Annotated in this window: 26 protein-coding genes; 2 read left to right on the forward strand and 24 right to left on the reverse strand. The window is 43.1% G+C overall.

Annotated elements, in window-relative coordinates; all coding sequences use genetic code 11:
• Positions 1-543: 543 nt before the first annotated feature.
• The 23 genes from A5867_RS17965 to A5867_RS09945 form a co-directional block, all read right to left on the reverse strand.
• Positions 544-696, reverse strand: coding sequence for a hypothetical protein (locus A5867_RS17965; protein WP_170927527.1), 153 nt, complete (start codon positions 694-696; stop codon positions 544-546).
• Between the two features lie 120 nt (positions 697-816).
• A complete protein-coding gene (locus A5867_RS09835; RefSeq protein ID WP_087627510.1) occupies positions 817-1,665 on the reverse strand; it encodes a sce7725 family protein in 849 nt (282 codons plus the stop codon).
• A 15-nt stretch (positions 1,666-1,680) separates the two neighbouring features.
• A complete protein-coding gene (locus tag A5867_RS09840; RefSeq protein ID WP_034868589.1) occupies positions 1,681-2,349 on the reverse strand; it encodes a hypothetical protein in 669 nt (222 codons plus the stop codon).
• Positions 2,350-2,436: 87 nt separating this feature from the next.
• On the reverse strand, positions 2,437-3,075 hold the full coding sequence (locus A5867_RS09845; protein WP_087627511.1) for a hypothetical protein: 639 nt from the start codon (positions 3,073-3,075) through the stop codon (positions 2,437-2,439).
• A gap of 137 nt (positions 3,076-3,212) precedes the next feature.
• Positions 3,213-5,480: an AAA family ATPase gene (locus A5867_RS09850; protein ID WP_087627512.1), complete on the reverse strand. Its 2,268-nt coding sequence runs from the start codon at positions 5,478-5,480 to the stop codon at positions 3,213-3,215.
• A gap of 18 nt (positions 5,481-5,498) precedes the next feature.
• On the reverse strand, positions 5,499-5,978 hold the full coding sequence (locus A5867_RS09855; RefSeq protein ID WP_005235941.1) for a DUF6530 family protein: 480 nt from the start codon (positions 5,976-5,978) through the stop codon (positions 5,499-5,501).
• 190 nt (positions 5,979-6,168) lie between these two features.
• Positions 6,169-6,426: a TfoX/Sxy family DNA transformation protein gene (locus A5867_RS09860; protein ID WP_074933839.1), complete on the reverse strand. Its 258-nt coding sequence runs from the start codon at positions 6,424-6,426 to the stop codon at positions 6,169-6,171.
• A gap of 23 nt (positions 6,427-6,449) precedes the next feature.
• Positions 6,450-6,950, reverse strand: coding sequence for a GNAT family N-acetyltransferase (locus tag A5867_RS09865; RefSeq protein WP_140397109.1), 501 nt, complete (start codon positions 6,948-6,950; stop codon positions 6,450-6,452).
• Positions 6,951-7,126: 176 nt separating this feature from the next.
• Entirely contained in the window at positions 7,127-7,975 is an 849-nt protein-coding gene (locus tag A5867_RS09870) for a DegV family protein (RefSeq protein WP_087627513.1), read from the reverse strand.
• A 93-nt stretch (positions 7,976-8,068) separates the two neighbouring features.
• The gene (locus A5867_RS09875) at positions 8,069-9,343 is read right to left on the reverse strand and encodes an LCP family protein (protein ID WP_087627514.1); all 1,275 of its coding nucleotides are present in this window, start codon (positions 9,341-9,343) and stop codon (positions 8,069-8,071) included.
• A gap of 117 nt (positions 9,344-9,460) precedes the next feature.
• Positions 9,461-9,931, reverse strand: coding sequence for a GNAT family N-acetyltransferase (locus tag A5867_RS09880; RefSeq protein ID WP_087627515.1), 471 nt, complete (start codon positions 9,929-9,931; stop codon positions 9,461-9,463).
• Complete coding sequence (pheA, locus tag A5867_RS09885) at positions 9,906-10,787, reverse strand: prephenate dehydratase (protein WP_087627516.1); 882 nt, start codon at positions 10,785-10,787, stop codon at positions 9,906-9,908. Before pheA ends, A5867_RS09880 begins: the two co-directional genes overlap by 26 nt.
• Position 10,788: 1 nt before the next feature.
• Entirely contained in the window at positions 10,789-11,295 is a 507-nt protein-coding gene (locus A5867_RS09890; protein ID WP_087627517.1) for a shikimate kinase, read from the reverse strand.
• The gene (aroA, locus tag A5867_RS09895) at positions 11,292-12,581 is read right to left on the reverse strand and encodes a 3-phosphoshikimate 1-carboxyvinyltransferase (RefSeq protein WP_087627518.1); all 1,290 of its coding nucleotides are present in this window, start codon (positions 12,579-12,581) and stop codon (positions 11,292-11,294) included. Before aroA ends, A5867_RS09890 begins: the two co-directional genes overlap by 4 nt.
• A gap of 9 nt (positions 12,582-12,590) precedes the next feature.
• Positions 12,591-13,673 carry a prephenate dehydrogenase gene (locus A5867_RS09900; RefSeq protein WP_170927528.1) on the reverse strand — a complete coding sequence of 361 codons (1,083 nt, stop codon included), beginning with the start codon at positions 13,671-13,673 and terminating at the stop codon, positions 12,591-12,593.
• 44 nt (positions 13,674-13,717) lie between these two features.
• A complete protein-coding gene (aroC, locus tag A5867_RS09905) occupies positions 13,718-14,884 on the reverse strand; it encodes a chorismate synthase (protein WP_005226098.1) in 1,167 nt (388 codons plus the stop codon).
• Positions 14,885-14,903: 19 nt separating this feature from the next.
• Positions 14,904-15,959: a 3-dehydroquinate synthase gene (gene aroB, locus A5867_RS09910; protein ID WP_087627520.1), complete on the reverse strand. Its 1,056-nt coding sequence runs from the start codon at positions 15,957-15,959 to the stop codon at positions 14,904-14,906.
• Between the two features lie 36 nt (positions 15,960-15,995).
• Complete coding sequence (gene aroF, locus A5867_RS09915) at positions 15,996-17,021, reverse strand: 3-deoxy-7-phosphoheptulonate synthase (protein ID WP_005226100.1); 1,026 nt, start codon at positions 17,019-17,021, stop codon at positions 15,996-15,998.
• A gap of 39 nt (positions 17,022-17,060) precedes the next feature.
• On the reverse strand, positions 17,061-17,930 hold the full coding sequence (locus A5867_RS09920; protein WP_087627521.1) for a shikimate dehydrogenase: 870 nt from the start codon (positions 17,928-17,930) through the stop codon (positions 17,061-17,063).
• A gap of 413 nt (positions 17,931-18,343) precedes the next feature.
• Positions 18,344-19,102: an ATP-binding cassette domain-containing protein gene (locus A5867_RS09925; protein ID WP_005226102.1), complete on the reverse strand. Its 759-nt coding sequence runs from the start codon at positions 19,100-19,102 to the stop codon at positions 18,344-18,346.
• A complete protein-coding gene (locus tag A5867_RS09930; protein ID WP_087627522.1) occupies positions 19,102-19,986 on the reverse strand; it encodes a branched-chain amino acid ABC transporter permease in 885 nt (294 codons plus the stop codon). The genes A5867_RS09925 and A5867_RS09930 overlap by 1 nt, the downstream gene beginning before the upstream one ends.
• Before the next feature lie 78 nt (positions 19,987-20,064).
• Complete coding sequence (gene trpX, locus A5867_RS09935; RefSeq protein ID WP_087627523.1) at positions 20,065-21,117, reverse strand: tryptophan ABC transporter substrate-binding protein; 1,053 nt, start codon at positions 21,115-21,117, stop codon at positions 20,065-20,067.
• A gap of 374 nt (positions 21,118-21,491) precedes the next feature.
• A complete protein-coding gene (locus A5867_RS09945; protein ID WP_010748364.1) occupies positions 21,492-22,070 on the reverse strand; it encodes a hypothetical protein in 579 nt (192 codons plus the stop codon).
• A gap of 126 nt (positions 22,071-22,196) precedes the next feature.
• Between A5867_RS09945 and A5867_RS09950 the strand changes: the two genes are divergently transcribed.
• Positions 22,197-22,595: a DUF1622 domain-containing protein gene (locus A5867_RS09950; RefSeq protein ID WP_010748365.1), complete on the forward strand. Its 399-nt coding sequence runs from the start codon at positions 22,197-22,199 to the stop codon at positions 22,593-22,595.
• A gap of 108 nt (positions 22,596-22,703) precedes the next feature.
• Positions 22,704-24,404, forward strand: a complete 1,701-nt coding sequence (efbA, locus tag A5867_RS09955) for a fibronectin-binding protein EfbA (RefSeq protein WP_087627524.1) — start codon at positions 22,704-22,706, stop codon at positions 24,402-24,404.
• A 251-nt stretch (positions 24,405-24,655) separates the two neighbouring features.
• Here the strand turns inward: efbA and A5867_RS09960 are convergent, their stop codons facing one another.
• Positions 24,656-25,144 carry a pyridoxamine 5'-phosphate oxidase family protein gene (locus A5867_RS09960; RefSeq protein WP_060791939.1) on the reverse strand — a complete coding sequence of 163 codons (489 nt, stop codon included), beginning with the start codon at positions 25,142-25,144 and terminating at the stop codon, positions 24,656-24,658.
• Position 25,145 lies beyond the last annotated feature (1 nt).

Consider the following 25,145-nt stretch of genomic DNA (forward strand, 5'->3'; position numbering starts at 1 on the left):
ATATTATGTAAACTAAAAAATGAAATTTTTCGAACACCGTATTTGGCTGGTAATTTACGGCTCTCCTCCCTCTTATTTAGGATTATTTTCTTCAAATTCACCTAATTGGCAGCATAATCAAAAAAATGGTCATTTGAGCGATAGTTTTAGATTTTTGTTGGTTCTACGAGTGAAACAACATGCAACTGACAAATTATCTCTGAACCTTTGTCTGTATTTGATCGTGTTGATTCTTGAATCTTTGAATTCAAGCTTTGGTTTGAAGCTGCTGGCCAAACTCAATGAATCAGTCAAGTATCGTTGTTCACGATCTTATCAGTAATGATTCGCACTTAACCCAGCAAATTTGTGCTAACTAATAGCCTAATGGGAATCTTGATCACAGGCAAACCAGCAACGATAAACAAGAAACGTTTCGTTGCGTTCAGTTTTCACCTAAACGGATCAGATTCCCATAGCGAGTCCTAATCAAGGGTGCACAGTCATCTAAGTACAAGTTTCGTTTTATTGCTGCCAATAAAGCAATGACAGCTACGGAAAGTTTCAAACTATGTAATACAAGATCGCCGAAAAGACAATGATCAAAATGACCAAGACAACGATTAGTTGATTTAAACGTTGAATAAGCAGGTTTTTCTTGTTTTTTTCAAATTCTTTTCCTTCATTTCGATAATATTCTCTATCTTTTGTTCCCACGAGCGCCAACTCCTTTCCCCTGATTTTATCACTATCCTGAAAACAATGGGTGCAATCAAGGTGTTTTGTACAATAAATGGCAGTATTTTGTTAGAGCCTACAATCGTATGCATATAGCGACTAAATAAGACGACTGATGAGTTCCAAGTGATTCATAACGGCAGCTTTCCGAATAACGCCCATACCAGGAAACGACCTTTGCTGATAGGCAGCAACTAATAGCTGCAGCCCAGCTGTTTGTGTAGGATACTCTTCCTCATGCTGCAACAAAGCTTCCATGACTTCAAAAAACTTTTCTTTCTGACTTGGTAATTCTTCCTCAGAAAATAAGTGAACGATTCGCAAGTCTTGCTCTGCTGTTGGATAGATCCAATGCAAAACCAACCGTTTTGAGGGATAACTGTGCTCATAATAAATTTTGCTATCGACAGAAAAATCACTAAATCCCGCATAGCCCAATTTATGATAAAGATGATGGGTTTTTGAAAATCCTTCGTCTGGACATTCTGTATAAAAACTATTTTTAGGTAAACGGGTAAACGGATCTTCCATCAGTAGTTTCGGGCCGTTGATTTTATTTAACAAACGAAACTCTTTGTTTACCAGCACCGGCAGCGTATTTTCCCGCCAATCACTAGCGAGTGCTTGGTCCGCTTGATGAATGATCCAAAGATCAGGTTTTTCTTCCACTGTCTCAATGGGGCGATCTACGATCATTGCTTTAGGGACAGTAACATTTTGCAACTCTGCTAACCCCTCTGCCGTCAGAAAAGCTCCTGCCTGTGGATTGCGAACCAGATAAAAAGGATGCTGCTTCCTTTGAAACAGGTCAATGGTCGTCCAAAACGTTTTTGATTGCTTGACTGGTTCAATGATCGGCTGGATCGCGTCTGACAAACAATCTTGTTCCAACAGTGCTTTCAACGCCAATAAATCAAATTGTTTTCCACGAATATACGGGAAGTACATCTTCTTCTCTCCTTCTTACTCGCCTGATAAAAAACGTTTTTCCAGCGCTTCATAGGCTGCTCTCGTAGCGGCCAATTCTTCTTTCAAGGCTTCGATCGCTTGCAGCTGAGTATCTTCAATAAATCGATCATAGTAATTGACTCCACCACCGAACAAGTCATACTCAGGCTGACGTTTCTTCAGTTCTTGGTACAAACGTTCTGTTGAAAATACCCGCAATCCTCGAGCAGTCTGTTTTGCTTTGCCGACTTCTCGCGCTTGTGCCGAAATCAACCGAAACAATAAGGCATTTTCTGGAACCTGCAGCTCTTGCCGTTGGGGCTTCTTTTCGACACTGAAATACCCTTTGCTGCCCGTTTCTTTTTCAAGAAATGCATGATAGACCAGAACACCAATTGTAGGTCCAATCTGATCTTTGACTTTCTCATACAATGCCTTAGGTAAGACAAAATAATTATAATTCCCAATAAAGGATAGTTTTGCTTTTGAGCGGAAATCTGCCAAACTAACTTTGAGTTCGTAGCAACGCCATTCAAAGGTATTTTCAGCCGTCAAGCGACAACTCAAAGTATCCACGATGCCGTGATCATCTGGCATGACTACCTCTTCTACCACAATATCACTGTTTTCACGACAATAATAATAAAGTGCCTCTTCCATTTCTAAAGTTAAGGATGTCTTCACAAATTCACGACCTTTGTCTTGTTTCACCTATTATAAAACATATGTTCGCATTTTGGAAGAGGGAAATAAAAGCAGCCTATCATCCCCTCACCCATTCGGGCATCCGTTAACGAGAATCTCTTCAACCGTCCTCTTTGTACCGCGGAATCGTAACAAAAAAAGCAGCAAGAGCACACCAAGTTGAGCGATTAATGGACCTTTAAAGGGAAATTCAAAAGTAAAGCCTGCGGGAAGATGAAAGAAATGGAAAAAATCCTGCAGTGCTTTTTGACTAAGCCACAGACCGCTGACAAGCCCTATCAAACTAATAACAATGCTTTGAATGCCTACAAAGAAAAGCTCTTCTAAGGTGACCAACAACGGAGACTGTCCTAACAACAACCGAATACTCAGAGATTGCTGCTCCTCCCCCATCAAATGAAAACGATACATGTGATTGCAGTGCCATAAAAAGGCGGCGATCAAGCCTACAGTTAGAACGCCTAGTACGAAGCGTAGCAACTGCAAAAAGAAAAGCCAACTGGCATACGTGAGATCCATCTGATTCTCACTGCTATTTGTTTCATATTGTAGCCATTGATGAAAAAACACTAACCAATGCTCTGCAAAGATGGCGATGATCAGTAAAAGAATCGCCAGCACACCACTCATCAGCAAACTGCGCCTACGAAGTGCTGCGTGCCAGCCGAATTGGCAAGGATAGTAGAAGTACCGCCATTTGTTCATGATATCTCTCCTTTTGGCGTCTATTTTACAGAACTATCCAAATTTAGACAAATATCATCTTGTTTACATAATATAATTATGATCAAAAAAAGAGTGCGGCATGCAGTCCACACTCTTTTCCCTTTCGCTATCGACGTTTACAAATACCTTGTTAGTAGCTGCAACAAACGCTGCGGAAATTCTGTTAGATTGGAAAGATCAATAAAGCGTTCTTCCCCATAAATCGCTTTGATCACCTCTTTGTCTTGCCCAATAGCAGCTGCAAGAAACAGCACACCTTGTCGTTCATAGTCAGCGATCACCTGCTGAATATCTTCTTTGGCTTTTCCCCCTGTATAATCAGGAAGAGCTTTTGGCTGGCCATCACTGATATTCAAGAGTAATTTAGTGGTTGCCGGCTGATGAGCGAGCTTTTCAGCTAGCACGCGCAAGACAGCTCCATCACGGTTATTTTGCCGAGGCTTCATTGTCATGAGTTTCTCTGGCACAAATTCAAAGCCTTCATTAAATTCTTTGTATGCAAAAAGCGAGGTTTTTTCACGAGCGGTCACGTCCGCTGTATCGCCATAGATCATCAATGGCAAAGACAAACGTTCGGCAAAAGCATTCACCGCTAAGACCGCCTGTTGGGCATACAATATCCGATCTTCTCGAATCATCGAACCAGATTCATCGATGCGCAAAGCAAGAGCTAAGGAAGGCTGTTCGTGAGGTGGATTCTTCTTGTCAAAGGTCCGAAAATCTTGATACGCAACCTTGCTGGCATCAAAGCGTGTACCGCTGTACTTACCTTTACTGTATGCCGAAGCTTGTTCGTTTTCCAATACTTCTTGGGTTTGCTTGATCAATGACTCTACGATCGGCAGCAACGGCTGCAAACGCTGTTGGGCTTCAGTCGCTTTTTCTAAATCGACGGGTGGTCGATGAACGATCAGCCCTTCTTTGGCATGGATCGATTCTTTCAATGCTTGTCGTGCTGCCTTTGATGCCGTGGTTTTCTTTTCTTTCTCCTGGGCTTCATACGCTTCGATCGACAAAGAATGGGAAGCAGGAGCTGCCTCTTGTGTCTCACTCCCAGCTTTTGCTTGGCCATCATGACTATTGCGTTCTAGTTCTTCTAAAAACGTCGCCTCAGTTGCTGCGCTTTTCGCTTCTTGTTTGTCAGAATCACTGGTTTCCATCGTTTCCGCCTCAGTTTCTTGATTGGCGGTCTCAAGGACTTGCTCATTTTTTAGGATGGGCGTGCCTTCTTCCACTACATTGCGTTGGTCAGCCTCTTCGCTGCTGATTCTGCGTCCTTTGATTTGTTCTTTAAAGGCATTTAGCGGTTGTCCAGAAAACAAGAGCCGCAATTGCGCCAATAATCCTGAAGCTTCTAACGCCTGTTGTAACAGAGAAAGCTCATTTGGATCGGTAGTGATTTTGTAGAGCACTTTGTTATCAATTGCTGTAAAGGGATCTTGTCCTTGTTTGACTGCATTTAACCAATAAAAATAAGAACGCATACCCGCCACCCCTTTGATGGCGTTGGCTTTGGCGGTCACGTCTAGTAAGCGGATGATTTCAGCCATTTTCTCTGCAGTCGTTTTGTCCGGATAACTGGTTTTGGCAATGCCTCGCTGCACCATGACTGCTAGCTCAGGTAAATCCATTTTTTCAGCATGCTGCATCCGATCTCGCAAGGATTCGTTCAAGGGGCGGTTGCCTTGGTAATTCCGATTCGTTGTGATGATCACCACACAGTCAGGGTGTCGTCGAACAAAGCCAGTCGGGATATTTAGCATCCCGTTTTGTTCAAGGGCCGAGTTTAGTGCCACTAGTACCGAAGCATCACGAATGACCGTTGGCTCTTGAATCTCAAGCAAATAGCCTTTTTCCAGCGCCCGTACGATTTCGGAGGGATAAAATTTGTATTGAATCGTCGGTTGCTGATCACTGGTTTCAATCCGTTCGATCAGTTCCGCAAATTTCGCCCGTGCCCGCTCACGAGTCAAGGAAAAATGCCGCTGGATCAAAGCTAAGACATCTTCAAAACAATCACTTTGATAAATCGCATCCAGCAAGTCCTTGTCCTCTTCTTGGTCGGTGTTGATCACTGGTAATAAAGCACCAAATACATCTGACTTATCCATATCCGCAAAGCAGGTGATTTTGGTGTAGGGCAGTTGCAGGTCGGCAGAAAGTGCCTTTGCCAACTGAGTCTTACCCGACCCAGCATCGCCTTCCAGCAACACATTGAAGATCTTCATCTCTGGATCCGCCCAATTCAACGCGATCTCTGAAGCAATTCGTAGTTCTTCAGCACTGGTCTGATGACTTTGTGGTTTTTTCCAAATCATGGTTTGTTCTAATTTGCTAAAAGCGCGTCCTTTCGTTACGACAAAAGACGGTTGATTTTGTGTCATGGCAATCTGCTCCTTTTCTTAATAACCTAGCTCATCTAAAAGCCGCTTTAGGATTTTGAAGCGTTCGCCGTATAGCTCGCCATCTTTTTGTAAGGAATCATAAAAAAGCAGAATGTCTTCATCGATTTTAGGATTTTCGGTGTCTACTTCAACGGTCATACGATTTCCTTGCAGGCCAATGATCTCGATCAACGGATTTTCAGGATCGTAAAACTTTTCATGGCGATAGGCCTCTTGAAAATACAAACTAGATTGCGCCACTAAGATTGCTAGATCTAAGATTCTAGTGAGGGGTAGTTCTTCTGACTGACGAGACCATTTTTCACCTGTATGGCGCCAAACCTTGCCTGAGATATCGACTTTTCCGCGATCATTCCATTGTGCTAATCCGAGGGAAAGGCCTTTTGCATCTGTGTGTAACGCATTTTTTCCGTCAACAGTATCATAGTCTTCCACTTTAATGACGGGCTTATGTTTCAAGTTTTCTGGTATTTTCATTATTCTCACTCCTTGTTTAGTAAATTAGTAATTTACTAGATAGAATAAGTATAATGAGGAAGCTGGTTTGGAACAAGCAAAAGGTCTTTTCTAGTAGCTAGGGACAGATGTTTATAGAAAAAGCACTTGATAAGAAGCATCTAAAAAACAAACGCTCTTAAAAAGTGCTTTTTTATGACACATTACTTCACTAACTCAATTGATTGAAAAAAAGGCGCAACGCTTGTTTTCTCTGATATGTAAGCTGCGCTTTAGGAATGCCTTGGATCGCCCCTTCAATGCCGTAGAGCATATGCAAGCAAGCGCCCGCATCGCATTGGTGGCGGATAGCTAGAAAAACCTCTTCGGCCGTTTTTGTACGTAGTTGTTCAGGGGTATTGATGCCGATACGAACCAGGTGATCCGCTAAAACCTGACCTACATTTGGTAATTTTTGCAGTTCATTCATAGGTTTCTCCTTTTTGATTGTGGTCATTTCTCTTGACGAACCAACGCATAGAGCTTCATATCGAACAGCTGCTGGTTTTTCTCCGCATGCTTTCGCAAAACGCCTTCTAACGTAAAACCTGCCTTTTCCAACACACGACAAGAGGAATGATTCTTCGCAAAAGATTCAGCAGAAATACGAACGATAGTTGATGTAGTAAATACATAGTCACATAGTTGCTGAACGGCTTGCGTCATCAAGCCTTTTCCCCAATACTCTTGTGCAATAGAGTAGCCAATCTCAGCCGTTCTATAATGGATATTTTCTTTGCGAACAGCACGGATACTGCCGACTGCTCGGTCATCCACAGTGATCGCAAAGGCAAATTCTGCTTCCTCCACAGATCGAATATAGGCTTGTGCATCTGCGACCGTATAGGGGAATGGCAACCCATCTCGTAAATAATCGTGGATGGATTGATTATTTAACGCACGGGCTAAATCTTGCGCATCGCTCATTTGCCACCTTCTTAAGGAACACTTCATAGCAATTCCTCCTTTGTCAGTCCTTCATTTTGATCCTATTGTACGAGTTTGTGTGATTTTTTACAAGCGAATCTCAAAAAAGCAGAAAAAAGAACCAGCTAGACAAACGTCTAACTGGTTCTTACATACATCGTCTTGAAAAGATAATGGCGTGATAAACATAGAAAAAATAAAAATTATTGCGCTGAAATAGCGATCCCAATGGCTTTTTCTCCTAAATGCGTGCCGATAACTGGTCCGAAGTGTCCAATCTCAATTTCTGCATTTGGGTATTTCGTTTGTAGCTTCGCTTTTTCTTCTTTCGCTACTTCTAAATTGTTGGCGTGGATTACATAAAATTTAACAGGCAATGCGATTTCTTGCTCCCGTTGACCAATGATATCTTCTGCGCGATTGAATGCTTTTTTACTGGAACGAATGCGCTCGTAAAGCACAATTTTTCCTTGATCAAAGGTCAAGATCGGTTTGATTTTTAATAATCCGCCAATCAAGGCTGCCCCATTGGTTAAGCGACCGCCGCGAACCAAGTTATTCAAGTCGTCCACGATTAGATAGGCATAGGTATTGTCTCTGATAGTGTCCAGATGGGAAATGATCTCTTCGACGGTTTTGCCTTGACTTGATAGATCAAGAGCGGTTTCTAACATGTGACCCATCGGCATACTTGTGATTTTCGAATCGTAAGGAATGATTTGAACACCTTCGATTTCATCGGTGATTCCATACAGCGTTCCGATAAATCCAGAGATACCGCTTGATAAGTGGATACTAATGATCGTGTCGTAACCGCGATCTTTCAATGACTCATATAAGGCTAACACTTCTCCTAATACCGGTTGAGAAGTGGTTGGGAATTCTTTGCTGTTTTTCAGCAAAGCGTAATACTCATCAGCTTCAATGTCGATACCCTCATTGTAGACTTTTCCATCTAAAATAACAGGAATCGGTATGATAAACAAATCTTCATGGTTTTTGATCCGTTCCGGCAGATAAGCTGTACTGTCAGTAACAACGGCTAATTTCATTCTTTTTCCTCGTTTCAACAAATTTCAAACGTCATTAATAATATAGCATAAATTTACTTACTTTCAAATGGTTTTCAGAACTTTTCATTCTGCTTACTCATTAAGAAAATTCCTGATCGCTTGTTGATTGGTTTCAAGATTGACGACTAACACACTTCCAGCACTCGCACTTGAACCGTATTGCCAAGAGTCAGCGACTGGGACAGTCAAGCTGTCGACTCCTCCCGCCCCTCGAGCAATCGAGAAGGTATTTTTTAATAGGAAAGACATTGGCAGGTTGGTGGAAGCATAGCCTAAGACTTTTCCTGCTGCATAAGGCAATTTTAAAATAGCTAAAGGATTTTTCATTTCGCTAAAGATCGCATCCATTACTTGCTGCTGTCGTCTTACACGACCGAAGTCACCTTCTTCGTCCATCCGAAAGCGTGCGTATTGCAACAGCTCAAGCCCATTCATTTGTTGTTGCCCTTGTTTGATGGCAACTTCAAGATTTTTACTCATATCTTTTTCCGCGTTGATAGCAACACCTGAGGGAAACAGTGTGTCGATCACTTTTTCAAAGGAACGAAAGTCAACTTTTGCATAATAGTTGGTTTCTAGCCCGAAATTCTCCGCTAATGTTTGTCTGACTAAATCAGCACCACCAAAGGCATACGCCGCATTGATCTTGTTTTCGCCATAACCGGGAATCGTAACTAAAGTATCCCGCATAAAGGAAAGCAGCTTCGGTTGCTTACTGGGACCATCTAATTGCAAAACCATAATAGTGTCTGCGCGTCCAGCTTCTCCTTCACGACTATCACTACCAATGAGCAATATATTACGAGCACCATTAGCAGCGGCCGTACCATTAAAGGTCTCTTCATCAGTCGTAGCAAAAGCAGCGTCACTTCTTGCGACTTGCTGACCGACAAGAAAAGCAATTAATGAATAGGCAAAAAGCACCAATAGTACCCGAACCACAATACGCAGAACTGGGTGCTTCCGCTTTTTCTTTTGTTTGGGTTGCTTGCTCTTCTTAAGCTTTTGCGGTTTTTGTTTGCTTTGTTCCTGACCTTGATACATCGCTGGTCCCTGAGCAGATAGCGGGGGGATTGCGCTTTTTCGTCCCTCAGATTTTTTTATTCCTACTTGTGACTGTTCTCGGGAACTTTGAGCCGCACGAGGGTCGCTTGCCCTAGGATGCTCGGTATTTTGAGACAAAATGTCTCTTACTGGCTCATCAGCAGACGAAGTAGAATCACTCGGTCTGACGCGCTGGTTTCTTCTTTTGGCTTCTCGGCGGGCAAAGATACTTTCTTTGGCTGCCTGACTGGATTCCTTTTCTAGCCGTTCATGCAGTTTTTTATTTTTTTCCATCCTGCTCATTGCTTCTGATCCTCCAACTAAAAAATAGCTCTCTGTCTATAAGGATACCCTAGACCTTATAGAAAGAAAGCTATTTTCTGAAATTTTAACCTTTTTCTAGGAAATTTCTTCATTTTTCTACCTTAGATGCTTTGATGCTCCTTGTCGTGTGCTCACAAATCCTGCTTGCTCATAAAATGATTTCACTTGATTTGCCGACCAAAAGTTTAGTGAGAGATTATCGAAGCCTTTTTCCAGCGCAACGTTTTCAGCAAATGCCAACAATTGTTTTCCAATATGCATCCCTTGGTACCGAGGGTCAACAGCGATCGCTGCAATTTCCAGCCACTTTCGTTCATGCATCATCACATTTTGTGGCAAACAGACCTCTTGAAGATGCACAAAGCCACAAGGCTGTTCCGCCAACCAAGCGATAAAAAAGTGGTGGCTTGGCTCTTGCAGCTGCTGTGTGATTGCTTGTTCAAATCTTGGCTGATCAAAGGGCTTAAAAATCGTTGGGTACCATTGATGGTGCTGTGTTTGGATCTCTTTATGAAACGTTGCTAAAAGTGTTTCATCTTGGCTAATTTTTATTTTGACTTGAGTCATTTTTTGTCACTTCCTCAACAACATTTACCGAGTACACGCCGAGAAGATGGACGTGTCCACCCAACAACTGAATCTCTTCAAAGGCATTTACAATCAGTTGCCACGGTTTGTCCATCACTAGATCGATCACGAAAAAGTATTCCCCTAAGGTGGTTTTTGACGGTCGCGATTCAATTTTGCTTAAATCAATTTCTCGCCAGCCAAAGGTTGCTAAGATTTTGTGCAAAATTCCCGGGCGATTTGCTGGCAGCGTCAAAAAAATCGTTGCTTTCTCGACGGTCTGCTCTGGTAATTGGGTGTTTGCTGCTTTCTTCGTCAAAACCCAAAAACGGGTTTGATTAAAGGCAACATCTTGAATATTGGTTTCTTTGATCGTTAACTGATAAGCCAAAGCGGCTTCTTTGGAAGCAATCGCCGCAACTGCTTCTTCTGGATGTTTTGCTACGTAGGCTGCTGCAGTCGTTGTGGAAGCAACCGCCTCAACAGTAGCTCCAGCAAATCGGGCTTCGATGAAGTCGGCACATTGCGCCAAGGCTTGCGGATGAGAAATTATCTTAGTGATAGGACGGTTGTCTTTTGCTATTTGCTGAGAAACTAACAATTGATGATTGATCGGTAAAATAATTTCCTGTTCGATGCTCAATTGATTTTGACGAAACAGTGTATCAATCGTGGCATGAACGGACCCTTCTAATGAGTTCTCGTTCGGAACGACCGCACGATCGATCACACCGTTAGCTAGCGCTTGAATACAAAGTGGAATCGATCCATAAGGGATACAGGCATTTTCTGGATACGCTTCTTGCGCAGCTAAATGCGTAAAGGAACTTTTCGGTCCTAAATAACCAATCTTCATTTTATGCACCTGCTTTGATCAAAATTTCCTGTACGATTTCTTCTGGTGTTTTGTTCGTCGTTTCAACGATCAATGAAGCAGTTTCTTCATAAAGAGGGATCCGAGGACGGTAAACAGCCAATATTTCTTCTGGTGATTTTGAGACGACTAAGGGACGAATGCTGCCAGTATCCGCCTTTAAGCGATGGATCAGTTCCTCGGGATCTGTTTTTAAATACACGACGAGCGGCATCTCTTTTAAAAGATGACGATTTTCTTCTTTTAATACGATGCCCCCACCAGTGGAAATAATTTGTTCCTTTGCCAAAGTTTTAGCTAAAATATCCGTTTCGATTTTACGAAAGGCTTCCTCACCGTGTTGGTCGAAAAAGTCTTGAATGGTCATGCCGATCTCAGCAACGATCAAGTCATCAAAATCCACATGAGACTGGTTCGTTTCTTCAGCCAAAAGACGACCAATCGTGGTTTTTCCAGCACCCATAAAGCCAATTAATATTATTTTTTTCACTCCCTGTCTCCTCCTTTAGCCAAACGTGCAACATCCTCAAAGAAATGAGGGTATGAGACTGCTACGGCTTCGGCTTTTTCTAATTCTACCTCTTCATCTGTCAATAAAGCGGCAATCTGCAACATCATACCGATGCGGTGGTCCCCGCGACTTGAGACCTTTCCGCCATGCAAAGGAGTAGGTCCGTTGATGATCAAGCCATCCTCGGTAGGAGTGATATCCGCCCCTAGTTTTGTCAGCTCTTCGGCAGTTGCATCAATTCGATTGGTTTCTTTTACTTTTAGTTCTTCCGCATCTTTGATCACCGTTTTGCCATGAGCTTGTGTAGCCAATAAGGCAATGATCGGTAATTCATCAATCAGACGCGGAATAATATCGCCGGCGATGTTTACTGCCTGCAAGGTAGAACTTCGAACGGTAAGGTCAGCTGATTGATTTTGATCGTCTTGATTAGAAAAAGCAATCGAAGCACCCATCTCCTCTAGCACGTCAAGAATTCCTGTACGAGTCGGATTAATCCCAACATTTTTTAAAACGATCTCACTTTCTGGCATAATCGCGCCGGCTGTTAAGAAAAAGGCAGCGGAGGAAATATCACCGGGAACAATTACTTCTTGTCCTTGGAGTGTTTGAGGTCCCGTCACAGTGATCGTTTTGCCTTGTGTTGTGATTACGCCACCGAATTGTCGAATCATTTCTTCAGTGTGGTTACGGCTCGCCTCTTTTTCAATAATCGTCGAGGTACCTTGTGCTTGCAATGCCGCAAAAATCAGCGCTGATTTTACTTGAGCACTTGCTACGGGCATCTGATAATTGATGGGCTGTAATGAAGCCGTGCCATTAATAGTGATCGGTGGGAACTCCGTCTGCTCATGACCTGTAACGTTTGCCCCCATTTCTCTTAATGGCAGCATCACTCGGTTCATTGGGCGTTTATTCAAAGAGTCATCGCCGAATAAGGTGGTTGCGAAAGGCTGTCCGGCCAAAATCCCCATCATTAAGCGAATTGTTGTACCAGAATTGCCGATATCAATTGGGTCTTGGGCAGGTTTAAGGCCATTAAAGCCCTGTCCTTCAATCGTGATCGTCTGACCGTCATCATGGATTGGAACTCCTAATGATTGAAATGCATGAAGGGTGCTATAGCAGTCTTCTCCACGCAAGAAATTACGGACAGTCGTTGTTCCTTCGGCTAACGCCCCGAACATGATACTGCGATGCGAGATCGATTTGTCAGCAGGGACCGCTATCGTCCCTTTTAAATGTGTTGCTTTTTTTAGTTTCATCCCAGCCTCCTATTTTTTTCGACACGAATAGGTCGTCTTGTTTTGGATCAGCTGCTCTGCTTGCAGCAAATCATTTTGCGTTTTGAATGAAATCTGTAAAACACCAATAATGTCTTCTCGGGTTTCAAGAATTTTCAAGTTGATCAAAGAGAGCTGATGTTCGCTCAATAGCCCCGTCACTTCAGCGACAACGCCGGGATGATCCGGTACATCGATGAATAGATCATAGAATGCTGGGATCGCCCCATTTTGATGAACCGGCAATTGGTCCCGTGTTTCCTTCGCGGATTCAAAGAACCGAAAGATGGCCGTTTCGTCTTTTTTCTGCAACCAGTGAGCCATGGTCGTCATTTGTTTTTGCCACTCATCGATCAGCTGCAGTAGTTCCTGTCGATTACTCAATAAGATATCGGTCCACATACGAGGATCTGAAGAAGCAATGCGAGTGATATCGCGAAAACCGCCTGCTGCAAGTTGCTGCGCTCTAGGGTGTTCGTGGTTGAAGGCATCTGCCTGATTGACTAATCCCGAAGCAATAATATGGGGCAGATGGCTCAACATCCCTGTGATTTGATCATGCTCTTGGGGAGCAAGTGCCACATATTTGGCTCTAGTGCCGCGAAAAAGCTCTTGTAGTTCTTCCACCCGCTGACTTTTCGTCGGTGTGAAGATATAGTAAGCATTCTCGAAAAGGTTCTCATCGGCTGCTGTGATCCCTGATTTATGAGAGCCAGCCATCGGATGGCCCCCAATAAAATCAAAGGAAAAGGACTCGGCAAATTGCGTGATTTCCGCTTTGGTACTGCCGGTGTCTGTTACTAGCACCGAAGGCTTTAATGAAAGTGCCCCCAGTTCGGCAAGATAGTTTTTGGTGATCTCTACCGGCAATGCCAACAAAATCACGTCGGCACGGACAGCACCTTCAGAAAATGAAGGGGGCACTTCGTCTACTAAATTTGTTGCTAATGCGATCTCATTGGTTTCCTGACAATCCCACCCCATCAAATGCACTTGCGGATGTGCCTTTTTGATACATGTTGCTAAGGAAGCGCCGATCAATCCTAGACCGGCGACAAAGATATTTTGGTTCATGAAAAGAATCCTCATTTCTACTGGAATTTTTGCTGGTTCTATAATCAGTAGGTTAACAAGTATTCTCGATACGCTTGAACAGATGCGGTCAATTCTGCGAATGAATCACTTGGGAACTTTTCTAATAGTTCATTGGCCACCACTGTCGCCACCACACTCTCACAAACAACGCTGGCTGCTGGTACAGCGGTGCTATCTGAGCGTTCGACGCTTGCTTTATACGGTTCTTTGCTGTCGATATCCACACTTTGCAACGGCTTGTACAAGGTCGGGATCGGCTTCATAACACCACGAACCACGATTGGTTCACCGTTCGTCATGCCGCCTTCAAACCCACCAAGGTTGTTGCTGCGACGGGTATAGCCTCGTTGTTCGTCCCATAAAATCTCATCCATGACTTTGGAGCCTGGCAAAACACCAGCCTCAAAGCCAACGCCGAACTCAGCACCTTTAAAGGCATTGATGCTGACCACGGCTTGGGCGATTTTCGCATCAAGTTTTTTGTCCCATTGCACGTAACTGCCTAAACCAGCAGGAACGCCGCCAACAAGTACTTCCACTACACCGCCGATCGTATCGCCATTTTTCTTCGTTTGATCGATCAGCTGCTTGATTTCTTCTTCGACTGACGGATCTAACACCCTTACTTCTGAAGCTTCAGAGCGTTCTGCGATTTCTTTGACGGTCAACCCTTCAGGAATTTCCGCTTTGATGCCGCCTAACATTGTTACATGACCCGCCACATCGATGCCAAGCTCCTTTAAAATTTTCTTCGCGATTGCGCCGATGGCTACCCGCATAGTCGTTTCCCGGGCAGATGAACGTTCCAGGACGTTTCGTAGATCTTGATGGTGGTATTTCATGCCGCCGACCAAGTCAGCATGACCAGGTCTTGGTCGTGCCACTCGTCGTAGTTTGCGGTCTTTTTCTGGTACCTCTTCGATTGCCATGACCTTGGTCCAATTTTTCCAATCTTTGTTCTCGACCACTAAAGTCACAGGAGAGCCTAATGTTTTTCCATGACGGATACCCGAAGTGATACGGACTTGGTCTTTTTCAATCAGCATCCGTCCCCCGCGACCATAGCCGGTTTGTCGTCTCGCTAATTCAAAATTAATGTCTTCTGCTGTTAATGGCAATCCTGCCGGTAAACCTTCGATAATGGCGGTCAACTCTGGTCCATGTGATTCGCCTGCTGTAATATAACGCATGATCCGTTACCTTCCTTTCTTATAATAGGTAGTCTTTGATTTTTTCAGTCGGGATCGTCACGATTTTCGCCTGTCCGATCGCTTCTAATAGAATAATCTTCAATTGTTGCCCACGGGCTTTTTTATCATGAGTGATTGCTTGGTATAATTGCTCTTTATCTATTTCACTTGGTGTGATCGGCAAATGAAACTTCTCAACCATTTCTGTAAGCTGCTGGGTCGTACCTTTTGATGTTAATCCGATGGCTTCTGCATGACGGGTGATCATGATCATCCCCATTGCAACCCCTTCGCCATGACTGGTGTCAAACGCGGCTGTTCTTTCTAAGCCATGCCCGATCGTATGACCGAAGTTCAGTGTCAGACGACTGCCATGATCAAAAGGATCTTCTTCTACTACTTTTTGTTTTACCTTTAAAGAAGCAGTGATTACTTTCTCAGCATGTGCCAAAAGATCGACTTCATCTTTCAAACCTGCTAACGTTTGCCAAAGCTCAGGATCTGCAATAGCGGCTGACTTGATGATTTCAGCAATGCCTTCTTGGACGCGTTTGAGGGGCAAACTTGTAAGTAAATCTGGATCGATCATCACACCGGCTGGTTGTGCAAATGTCCCGACGAGATTCTTGGCACTGCCAGTATTTACAGCTGTTTTTCCGCCGATACTTGAATCGACCTGTGCCAATAACGTCGTTGGAATCTGCAAGAAATCAATGCCGCGCATATAAGTAGAAGCAACAAATCCTCCAAGATCACCAATCACACCGCCACCAAGGGCAATGATCCCATCGCTTCTGGTCATTCCGAGTTGGGCAAGACCATCATATAAATTAGCTGCTTGCTCTAGTGATTTGCTTTTTTCGCCAGCTGGTACGACTAACAGTGTTGCCTCAAACCCTGCAGCGGTTAAGGAATCGACGATTTGTCCGCCATACAGGGGTGCGACGTTGCTGTCTGTAATGACGGCAATACGCTGTTTGTCCCACAACTGTTGCACCCAGGTTCCGACTTTTTGAAACGCCCCTCGTTTGATGAGGATATCATAGGAATGTTCTTCTAAATGAATGTGTAACATTGATTTTTGCACCTCTTTTATTGGTTGTCTTGACGCTTAGTCTTGCAACGCTTTGATTTCTTTCATCGCTTTTTCCATGATATGGACTTCTTTCATCATGTTCATGTACGTTTTTTCATTAAGTGATTGAGGACCATCAGACCAAGCATTGGCTGGATCTGGATGGATCTCAACGATCATCCCATCGGCGCCAGCAGCAACACCCGCTCTAGCCATAGGCGGTACGAGATCCCAGATACCTGTTCCATGACTAGGATCAACGATGATTGGGAAGTGGCTCAGTTTTTTGATGATTGGTACCGCACTTAGATCAAAGGTATTACGGGTTGCTGTTTCGTAAGTTCGGATCCCACGTTCAATGAAAATCACTTCACTTTTATCTTGAACGGCGATGTATTCCGCTGCATTCAACCATTCGTCGATCGTGCCAGAGATGCCTCGTTTAAGGCCAATTGGTTTCCCAGTTTTCCCAACGGCAGCTAGCAATTTGAAGTTTTGCATGTTCCGAGCACCAATCTGCAAAATATCACTGTATTCCGCAACCATATCGATATGTCCTTCGTCCATGACTTCTGTGATGACTTTCATGCCCGTTTCATCCGCTGCTTGACGAATGTATTTTAGCCCTTCTTCTTCCAGCCCTTGGAATGCGTATGGCGACGTGCGTGGTTTGAAGGCACCACCACGTAAGATTTGTGCACCACCAGCTTTAGCGATTCGGGCACATTCACGAATTTGGTCTAAGCCTTCAATCGAACATGGACCAGCCATCGTAACAAAGTTGCCGTCACCGATTTTCACGCCATCTACATCCACAACCGTATCTTGCGGATGGAACTCACGAGAGGTCAATTTGTAGGTGTTTGAGATCCGAATGGCATCTTCGACACCCTCGTAGCTGCGAAAAGCAACATCTTGGATGCGGCGGGTATCCCCTTTTAAGCCGATAACGACCTGTTCTTTTCCTTGGTTGACTTGAACATCTAAGCCTTCTTTTTTGATTCTTGTTACAACAACTTCAACTTGTTCTGGCGTAGCGCCTGGTTTCATAATTACGATCATTTTTTCTTCCTACTTTCGTTTTTTTCTGTTTTTTATTTTTTACATGGATTCGATGAGTGCTTTGACTTTTTCAACAGGCATCGCTTTGCCAGTCCAAAGTTCAAATGCGGCTGCACCTTGATAGAGTAGCATGCTTAAGCCGTTTGCAGTTTTGGCGCCGACTGCTTTCGCATCTTTCAAAAGCTGCGTTTCTCTTGGATTATAGATGACATCATAGACAGCTAATGATTCCCGCAGGAGTGTTTTATCTTTCAGAGGACTTACGGTATCATTTGGTTTCATTCCCACGCCCGTGGCATTTACCAATAAGCTGCTTTGATCGATGGCTGTTTTTAAAGCCATCTGATCTTCTAAGTCGGTTAAGGTAATTTCACAAGCTGTTTTTTGTGCAATCTGTGTTAATTTTTCTTGGATGATTGGATAAAACTCATCCTTGCGGTTAAAGACATGGATCGTTTTGACGCCGTCTAGTGCGGCTTGGCTAATGATCGCTGTCGCCGCTCCACCAGCTCCAATCACCGTCATGGTGTCGCCAATGATGGATACTTGAATGTCCTCAAGAGCTCGCATAAAGCCGATGCCGTCTGTATTGTGCCCAATCAAGCGACCTTCTTGATTGACGATCGTATTGATTGCGCCGATCAACTCGGCTGCTGGTGAACATTCATCCATCAGCGCTACAGCCGCCATTTTGTGAGGCATCGATAAATTGACACCTAAGAGGTCCAACTGACGGATGCTTTGGATACTAGCGGCTAAATCATCCGGCTCAACATCAAAGGCCAGATACACGGCGTCGATCCCTTGTTCTTCAAAAGAAAGATTGTGCATCGCTGGAGAGATGCTGTGTTTGGCTGGTTTGGCAAATAGTGCCGCCAACCGTGTGTGTCCGGTTGTCATTTGTTTCATCTGGTTCATTCCTTTCAACAAAAAAAGATGTCCACCGTAAATTTAAGAATCTACAGTGAACACCTTCAAACATTACATAACGACAGAGCCGAAATGTGAATATAAAAAATAGCCACTATAGATTTTACGATCTACGTGGCTGCGAATTCATTACGAAATGCTCTAGCCATCATAGATACAAACTTGGCGTTTGTACCCATGCCTTCATGAATACAAACCTATCTAAAATAGCTAAAGTAATATTTATTCAGTTGTGTGGGGTTCGTTAGCAATAATTTTTGCATAGTCGTTCGCTCCAAACTGATGTAAGATTGACCTAAGTATAGGTTTAACTTTGAAAGATGTCAATGATTTTTTCTTATTTTTTTCATTTATTTGATTGTTTTTTTTGAAAACACTGTTCTATCAAGGGTTTATAAGTCATCCTCAAAGAACAATAATAGTTCAGGTAAGCTTAATTGCGCTTTTTCCTCTGCTGAAAGATCTTTGACGATCTCCCCTTTTCTGAGCAGGATCAAGCGGTCTCCGTATTTTAATGCATCTTCCATCCGATGGGTGATCATTAGACAGGTCAGGTTTTGTTCTTCCACGCGTTTTGCAGTGATTTGCATCAGCTGTTTGGAGGTCTTTGGATCTAACGCAGCCGTATGTTCATCTAGCAACAACAGTTTTGGAGTTTGGATCGTTGCCATCAATAAACTTAGTGCCTGTCGTTGACCACCAGATAAACTGCCCGTTGGCGTATCCAAATGATTTTCCAACCCGTTGCCGATTTCTTTACAAAGTGCAAAGAACATTTCCCTTTGTCCTTGGAGTTGTCGAAGACCAAGTGACCGTTTTTGCCCTCTTTTTTGGGCTAACAGCAGATTTTCTGCCACTGTCATACGGGGAGCAGTGCCCATTTTCGGATCTTGGAAAACCCGCGCCAAAAAGCGTGCGCGTTTTTCTTCCGAAAGTGTAGTCACATTTTGATCATCGATCATCACTTGCCCACTCGTCAAGGGCATGGTGCCTGAGATGCAGTTGAATAACGTGCTTTTGCCGGCGCCGTTTCCTCCAACGACCGTGACAAATTCTCCTGGCTTTAAAGAAAGATCGATTTTATTCAAGAGAACTTTTTTCTCATTTGGTCCGTTGCCGACAACTTTAAAGGCTTTTTTTAAGGCTAACATTATTCGTCCTCCGTTTCAAAACCAGTGCGTAGATGCAAGGCTTGTTTAAATTGAGGGATCAACAAGCAGATCGTCAAGACGATTGCAGAGAAGATCTTCAAGTAGGTCGTATCAAATCCAGCTTTGATCACAAATAGGATCAATAATTGGTAAATAATGCTGCCGATCACAATAGCGATCAAACGTTCCAGCAAGGTCAGTTCCCCGTATAACACTTCACCAATGATGATTGACGCCAGTCCGATAACGATCACACCGATACCTTTGCTTATGTCGGCATAGCCGTCATTTTGCGCAATCAATGCGCCTGAGAGTGCGATCACGCCATTGGAGACGATCAATCCAATGATTTTCATTCGATCGGTATTGATCCCCATCGATTTTGCCATATGCTCATTATCACCTGTAGCGATGTAAGCTTGACCCAAATTTGTATGGAAAAAGTAAACCAAGACGCCCCCGATCAACAAGACCATGATCAATCCAATGATCACCGTATCATAATAATTCGGTAAATTCATTCTAGTAAAAAAATCTTGAATTTTCAGTTGGTTTAATAAAGAGAGGTTGGGTGAGCGCATCACAAACAGCATGACCGAGTTCAATGAAGACATCACCAAGATTCCAGCTAAAATCACGGGAATTTTGCCTTTTGTATAAAGAAGTCCTGTCACACAGCCCGCACACATCCCAGCCAATACTCCTAAACAAGTCGCTAAGACGGGCGACACCCCATGGGTGATCGCTGTCACACAGACAGCACCGCCTAACGGAAAGGACCCTTCCGTCGTCATATCCGGGAAATTTAAAATTCGATAGGTCATAAAAATCCCTAATCCCAGGATTCCCCAAAGTAGTCCTTGCCCTATTGCTGAAACAATCATCATTCTTCCTCCATATTCTTACAAGTTTTCTCTTTCAAGACCCTCTCGATGATCGCAGGTGGTCGCTGTTCTTGGTTGTTACTCGGCACTTGCTTCGCTTTCTGGCGTCGTTGTAATCAGTTTCGCCTCGTCTTTGAGGTTTTCTGGGATAGTGATGCCCAATAACTGCGCCTGGGTTTCATTGATGATCGTTTCGCCATCGCTGAATGTATAGATCGGTGTTGTCGCAGGTTCTGCTGTCCCATCAAGAATTGCTGCCACCATCTTCCCAGTTTCCACGCCTATCGTAAATTGATCTTGTCCGACCGTTGCCAAACCGCCTTGTTCCACCATCGTGTCTACGGAAGTAATGATTGGTGTTTTTGATTTATTGGCTTCTTGAACTACGGTCTGCATAGCATTTGCGATCGTATTGTCTAACGGAATATAGATAAAATCGACTTCCCGTGCCATCACTTGCACCATTTGCGCAATTTCATTACTTGAAGGAACGGCATACGATTTGCTGGTCAAGCCATTTTCTTCGGCAGCAGCTTCTGCTTCTGCCACTTGGTATTTCGAATTGTCTTCGGTCGAAGAATACAAAATACCGACTGTTTTTGCCTCTGGCAGCAAATCTTTTGCTAGTTTGATTTGTGCAGCAACTGGTGCTTTATCGGAAACACCAGTGATATTGCCGCCGGGTTGATCCATATCTGCCACCAGATTTGCCCCAACTGGATCAGTGACCGCTCCTAAAACGATCGGTACATCCTGAGTGACATTCGCCAACGCTTGTGCTGCGGGTGTTGCTACCCCCACCAAAACGTCAGCATCTTTATTTAGCAGCTGCTGACTCATCGTTGCCAATTTGCTTTGATCCGCTTGACCGTTCTGGAATTCGATCGTCAAGTTGTCCCCTTCGGTATAGCCTGATTCTTTAAGGCCTTCTTTGATCCCCTCGGTGATCGCATCCAGTGCTTCATGACTGACAAATTGTAGGATCCCGACTGTTTTTTCAGCTTTTTCTACTGGTTCCGAAGTCTCACTAGCTTGATTGGTCCCACTTCTCATTCCTAACTGATAGACAAATGTCGCTCCTAAAAATAATAAAATAACGGCAACCGATGCAATTAATCCCTTGTTTTTCATTTTTCATTCTCCTTTTTCTGCTTACGTTTTTCGTGTTTTTCATTTTATGGTTTTTGAGAACAAAAAAAGCAACTGCCTATGTGACGGCAATTGCAAGTAAGCAAAAGCCGCATAGAAGCTTGTCCTATGCGGCGATAAATTCAACTACCAGCATAGATACAGCACTTTAGAAGGTTCTCTAAAAAGTTGTATCTATGGAATGAGGTCCCATCAATACAACTATCTACGCCAGTTTTGCCATGATTTCACTTGCAATGGAATAAATAGTTTCATGATTGTTCCTCCTTCTCAACTTGTTTTCTTTCTTGATTGAATTCAGTTTAGCTTATTGATAAAAAAACGTCAACAATTTTCTGTCAAATTGTCAGATTTTTTTATCGATCATTGGCGGAAGAACGAATCGTCCACATCGGTAAACGATTCAATTCTGGGATGAATTCCGTCGTTGGCTGCTCAAATGAATCAAAGGTAAAGCGATTTTTCTCAACCCCTTCTTCATAAAAAACAAACGTCACTTTATCAGGATCAACGCTGTATTCATTGGAGAAAAAAGCCGCATCATAGACGATTGGATAATAAAAAAATGTCCGATTCAGCTCATCTTCTTGCGCTTGGATCAGATCAAATACTTGATCGAGTTGAGGTCCGTTGGGCTTACTAAACATCACCGAGATCGCTCGTGTTTCACGAATCGTCTTGTCTGCAGTCAGATAAGGCAATGGCTGTACTTTTTCTGACGGCAGCTTGTCAAAAGCGATCCGATCCACTAAAGAAGCATTGATACGATTTTGAGAAAAGACGATCAAACCTGCGAAGACCAGTGCGAAAAGAATTCCCCCGATCAGCGTGAAAATCGTTTTTTTCTGATCTCGATAAAGATCATCTAAAAAAGCTTGCCAGCTTTCAACTATTTTTTCTTTCGTGTAATGAACAAAGTTCCTAACTTGTTCCATAATTTGCCCACCTTTTTTAAAAATCCTACTATTAATTCATACTATCAATTCCCTCCTAGAACGTCAAGAAACTTCACATTTCTTTGATAATTCGGTAAGATAAAAGAAAACGGTAAAGGAGTCATTATGCATAATCTAGCTGATTCATTGATGTCTGGAGCCAATCCAATCTTCGATTTCATCGTTGTCTGTTTGAACTTTCTCTCCATTTTTGTCATCGTTTGGGGTGTATTGATCGCAGGCATTGACTTTGTGCGCTACGAATTAACAGAAAAGGATCGATTGGTGGCAGCCAGAGAGAATAATTTTATCCGCAATTATTTAGGGAGCTATGTCTTATTAGGTCTGGAGATCTTGATTGCAGCAGATATTATTGAGACGATCATCCACCCTACTTTCGAAGACATCGTACGTCTAGCTGCCGTCGTTATTATTCGGACAGTCATCTCTTATTTCTTGAATAAGGAAATCGAGCGTGCACTGCAAACCACCGATCACCAACCTACCAAGAAAAAGGAAAGCTAGCTGCCATGGCTTTTCTTTGGATTCTTCGGTATAATAGATAGGAATATTTGACATTGGAAGGATCAATCCCTCAGTCAAACTATCCTTAAAAGAAAAGAGGGAAACAATATGTCTTTTGATGGTGTCTTTACCCATTTAATGGTCCAAGAATTACAAAATCAATTAACCAGTGGACGTGTAAACAAAATTCATCAACCTTATGAAAATGAGGTCGTATTTGTGATTCGTTCCCAAGGGAAAAATCACAAACTTTTGCTATCCGCACACCCCACCTATGCTCGTGTACAATGCACAACGATCGCCTATAGCAATCCAGAAACCCCACCGAATTTCTTGATGATGCTACGGAAATATTTAGAAGGGGCGATCTTAGAATCAATCGAACAAATCGACAATGACCGTGTGATCCATTTTCATTTCACGCGACGAGATGAATTAGGTGATTTGCAAGCCCTCGTCTTGATCGTCGAACTAATGGGCCGTCACAGTACGATTTTATTAATGAATAAGACGAGCGGAAAAATCGTCGATACGATCAAACACATTGGTCATTCACAAAATACGTATCGTACCTTATTGCCAGGTGCTGTCTATGTTGCACCACCAAAGCAATCGACGCTTAATCCTTTCACAGCCTCTCGCACCAAAATTTTTGAAGAATTATCTACTCTTGATCCATTGACGGCAAAAGAACTTCAACAACGATTCCAAGGCTTAGGCCGCGATACAGCAGAAGAATTGATCGCTCGAATCAATGCCAATCCCAATGAAAAACTGCGTCAGTGGGAAGCTTTCTTTACAGAGCTTACCAAGGAGCTAGTACCAAGTTATCTCCAGTCAGAGAAAAAGGAATATTTTACACCAATTCCCTATCCATCATTGATCGATGCGACCACCACTGTCACCCATTATCAGAGTCTGAGTGAGCTTTTAGATGCGTTTTATCACGACAAGGCGGAAAGAGATCGGGTCAAACAACAAGGTGGCGAATTACTGAAAAAAATTGAGAATGAACTGAAACGGAACCAGTTGAAGTTAAAGAAACGCCAACAAACGTTGATTGATTCAGAAAACGCCGAAGAATTCCGTCAAAAAGGTGAGCTTTTGACGACCTTTATGAATCAAGTCCCCCGTGGTGCTGCTTCAGTTGATTTGGAAAATTACTATGATGAGAATCGGCTTTTGACGATCAAACTCGATCCTGCTCTTTCTCCCAATCAAAATGCTCAGAAATATTTTCAACGTTACCAGAAATTAAAAAATGCAGTCAAACTGATCCATCAGCAGATTGCCGAAACGAAAGAAGAAATCGCGTATCTCGAATCCGTGTTAGCCCAATTAGAAATCGCCTATCCCATGGATCTGGCGGTTATTCGGGAAGAACTGATCGCACAAGGCTATGTCAAAAATCGGGCGAAACAGCGTAAAAAAGCTGCTCCTTCGCAACCAGAACGATTTCTTTCTTCAGACGGAACTGAAATTTTCGTCGGAAAAAACAATTTACAAAATGACCAACTGACCTTAAAAACAGCTCGTAAGAGTGATATCTGGCTGCATACCAAAAATATTCCTGGCTCTCATGTCATCATTCGTTCGGATGATCCTAGTGAGACAACCTTAATGGAAGCTGCAGAGCTTGCCGCATATTTCTCAAAATATCGTCAATCTGCCCAAGTACCAGTGGACTACGTGCAAGTCAAACATATTCGGAAACCGAATGGTGCCAAGCCTGGATTCGTCATTTATGAGAATCAAAAAACACTTTTTGTGACACCTGATGAGGGAATTTTGAGATTAAAACAGTCCTAGCTGTTTCTAAGTTTATTCGGATCAAAAATCATAAAGTAATCAATCAAAAAACCGATCACAAGCGCGTGCCTCTTCGCAGCGCTTGTGATCGGTTTTTATGCTTTTTCGTTCTATCTACTGCTCTTTCAGCAACAATTTTGCTTAGCTTGTATCACAAAAGGCAAGCCTTCTCAGAATTCAGCCATCAACATATCTGCTAGATCCGCTAGAATGGCAATTGAACATCACTTGCGGCTAATAGGCTCTGCTGGCTAATAAATCCCGCCATCCTCCATAGTGACTTTCTTCTCAAAATCAAAATGATACAGCTTTTCCCAGTGATTGATATTCAACGTTCCTTTGGTCAAACGGATCGCTAGAAAACAACAGCCTTTATCATCCTCATTGTTAACTTCGTCGTACCAGACAAAGGCTTTGCGAATTTTGCTTCTTAATTCTGCATTTTTAGGATCTAGCACCCACCCTAAATTCTCTCCTTGACCGATCGCAGTAAACCATTCACCACTGACAGCAATCGCAACTGCTGAATTCTTACTGATTTGCTTCATTTTGTTTGATTGCTCATGAGTTGACACGTAAAAAACGCCGTCTTCATAAAAAGCATCTACTTCTCGGACGACTGGCTGTGTTTCTCCCTTGTCATTCTCGTTACAAGCAGTCGTGGCAAGGGCGATCACATTGTCTTTAAAATGTCCGAATTTTTCTTCAAGTAGTTTTACTCCTTCTTCAAACTGAGTCATT

The organism is Enterococcus sp. 6D12_DIV0197, from assembly GCF_002174385.1.
In the GTDB taxonomy this organism is placed as follows: domain Bacteria; phylum Bacillota; class Bacilli; order Lactobacillales; family Enterococcaceae; genus Enterococcus_D; species Enterococcus_D casseliflavus.

Bases quoted from the DNA above. Each gene is read 5' to 3' on its own strand.
- A5867_RS09835 (WP_087627510.1), bottom strand. From the start codon at position 1,665: ATGTACTTCCCGTATATTCGTGGAAAACAATTTGATTTATTGGCGTTG.
- A5867_RS09845 (WP_087627511.1), bottom strand. From the start codon at position 3,075: ATGAACAAATGGCGGTACTTCTACTATCCTTGCCAATTCGGCTGGCAC.
- A5867_RS09850 (WP_087627512.1), bottom strand. From the start codon at position 5,480: ATGACACAAAATCAACCGTCTTTTGTCGTAACGAAAGGACGCGCTTTT.
- A5867_RS09855 (WP_005235941.1), bottom strand. From the start codon at position 5,978: ATGAAAATACCAGAAAACTTGAAACATAAGCCCGTCATTAAAGTGGAA.
- A5867_RS09860 (WP_074933839.1), bottom strand. From the start codon at position 6,426: ATGAATGAACTGCAAAAATTACCAAATGTAGGTCAGGTTTTAGCGGAT.
- A5867_RS09865 (WP_140397109.1), bottom strand. From the start codon at position 6,950: ATGAAGTGTTCCTTAAGAAGGTGGCAAATGAGCGATGCGCAAGATTTA.
- A5867_RS09870 (WP_087627513.1), bottom strand. From the start codon at position 7,975: ATGAAATTAGCCGTTGTTACTGACAGTACAGCTTATCTGCCGGAACGG.
- A5867_RS09875 (WP_087627514.1), bottom strand. From the start codon at position 9,343: ATGAGCAGGATGGAAAAAAATAAAAAACTGCATGAACGGCTAGAAAAG.
- A5867_RS09880 (WP_087627515.1), bottom strand. From the start codon at position 9,931: ATGACTCAAGTCAAAATAAAAATTAGCCAAGATGAAACACTTTTAGCA.
- pheA (WP_087627516.1), bottom strand. From the start codon at position 10,787: ATGAAGATTGGTTATTTAGGACCGAAAAGTTCCTTTACGCATTTAGCT.
- aroA (WP_087627518.1), bottom strand. From the start codon at position 12,581: ATGAAACTAAAAAAAGCAACACATTTAAAAGGGACGATAGCGGTCCCT.
- A5867_RS09900 (WP_170927528.1), bottom strand. From the start codon at position 13,673: ATGAACCAAAATATCTTTGTCGCCGGTCTAGGATTGATCGGCGCTTCC.
- aroC (WP_005226098.1), bottom strand. From the start codon at position 14,884: ATGCGTTATATTACAGCAGGCGAATCACATGGACCAGAGTTGACCGCC.
- aroB (WP_087627520.1), bottom strand. From the start codon at position 15,959: ATGTTACACATTCATTTAGAAGAACATTCCTATGATATCCTCATCAAA.
- aroF (WP_005226100.1), bottom strand. From the start codon at position 17,021: ATGATCGTAATTATGAAACCAGGCGCTACGCCAGAACAAGTTGAAGTT.
- A5867_RS09920 (WP_087627521.1), bottom strand. From the start codon at position 17,930: ATGAAACAAATGACAACCGGACACACACGGTTGGCGGCACTATTTGCC.
- A5867_RS09925 (WP_005226102.1), bottom strand. From the start codon at position 19,102: ATGTTAGCCTTAAAAAAAGCCTTTAAAGTTGTCGGCAACGGACCAAAT.
- A5867_RS09930 (WP_087627522.1), bottom strand. From the start codon at position 19,986: ATGATTGTTTCAGCAATAGGGCAAGGACTACTTTGGGGAATCCTGGGA.
- trpX (WP_087627523.1), bottom strand. From the start codon at position 21,117: ATGAAAAACAAGGGATTAATTGCATCGGTTGCCGTTATTTTATTATTT.
- A5867_RS09945 (WP_010748364.1), bottom strand. From the start codon at position 22,070: ATGGAACAAGTTAGGAACTTTGTTCATTACACGAAAGAAAAAATAGTT.
- A5867_RS09950 (WP_010748365.1), top strand. From the start codon at position 22,197: ATGCATAATCTAGCTGATTCATTGATGTCTGGAGCCAATCCAATCTTC.
- efbA (WP_087627524.1), top strand. From the start codon at position 22,704: ATGTCTTTTGATGGTGTCTTTACCCATTTAATGGTCCAAGAATTACAA.
- A5867_RS09960 (WP_060791939.1), bottom strand. From the start codon at position 25,144: ATGACTCAGTTTGAAGAAGGAGTAAAACTACTTGAAGAAAAATTCGGA.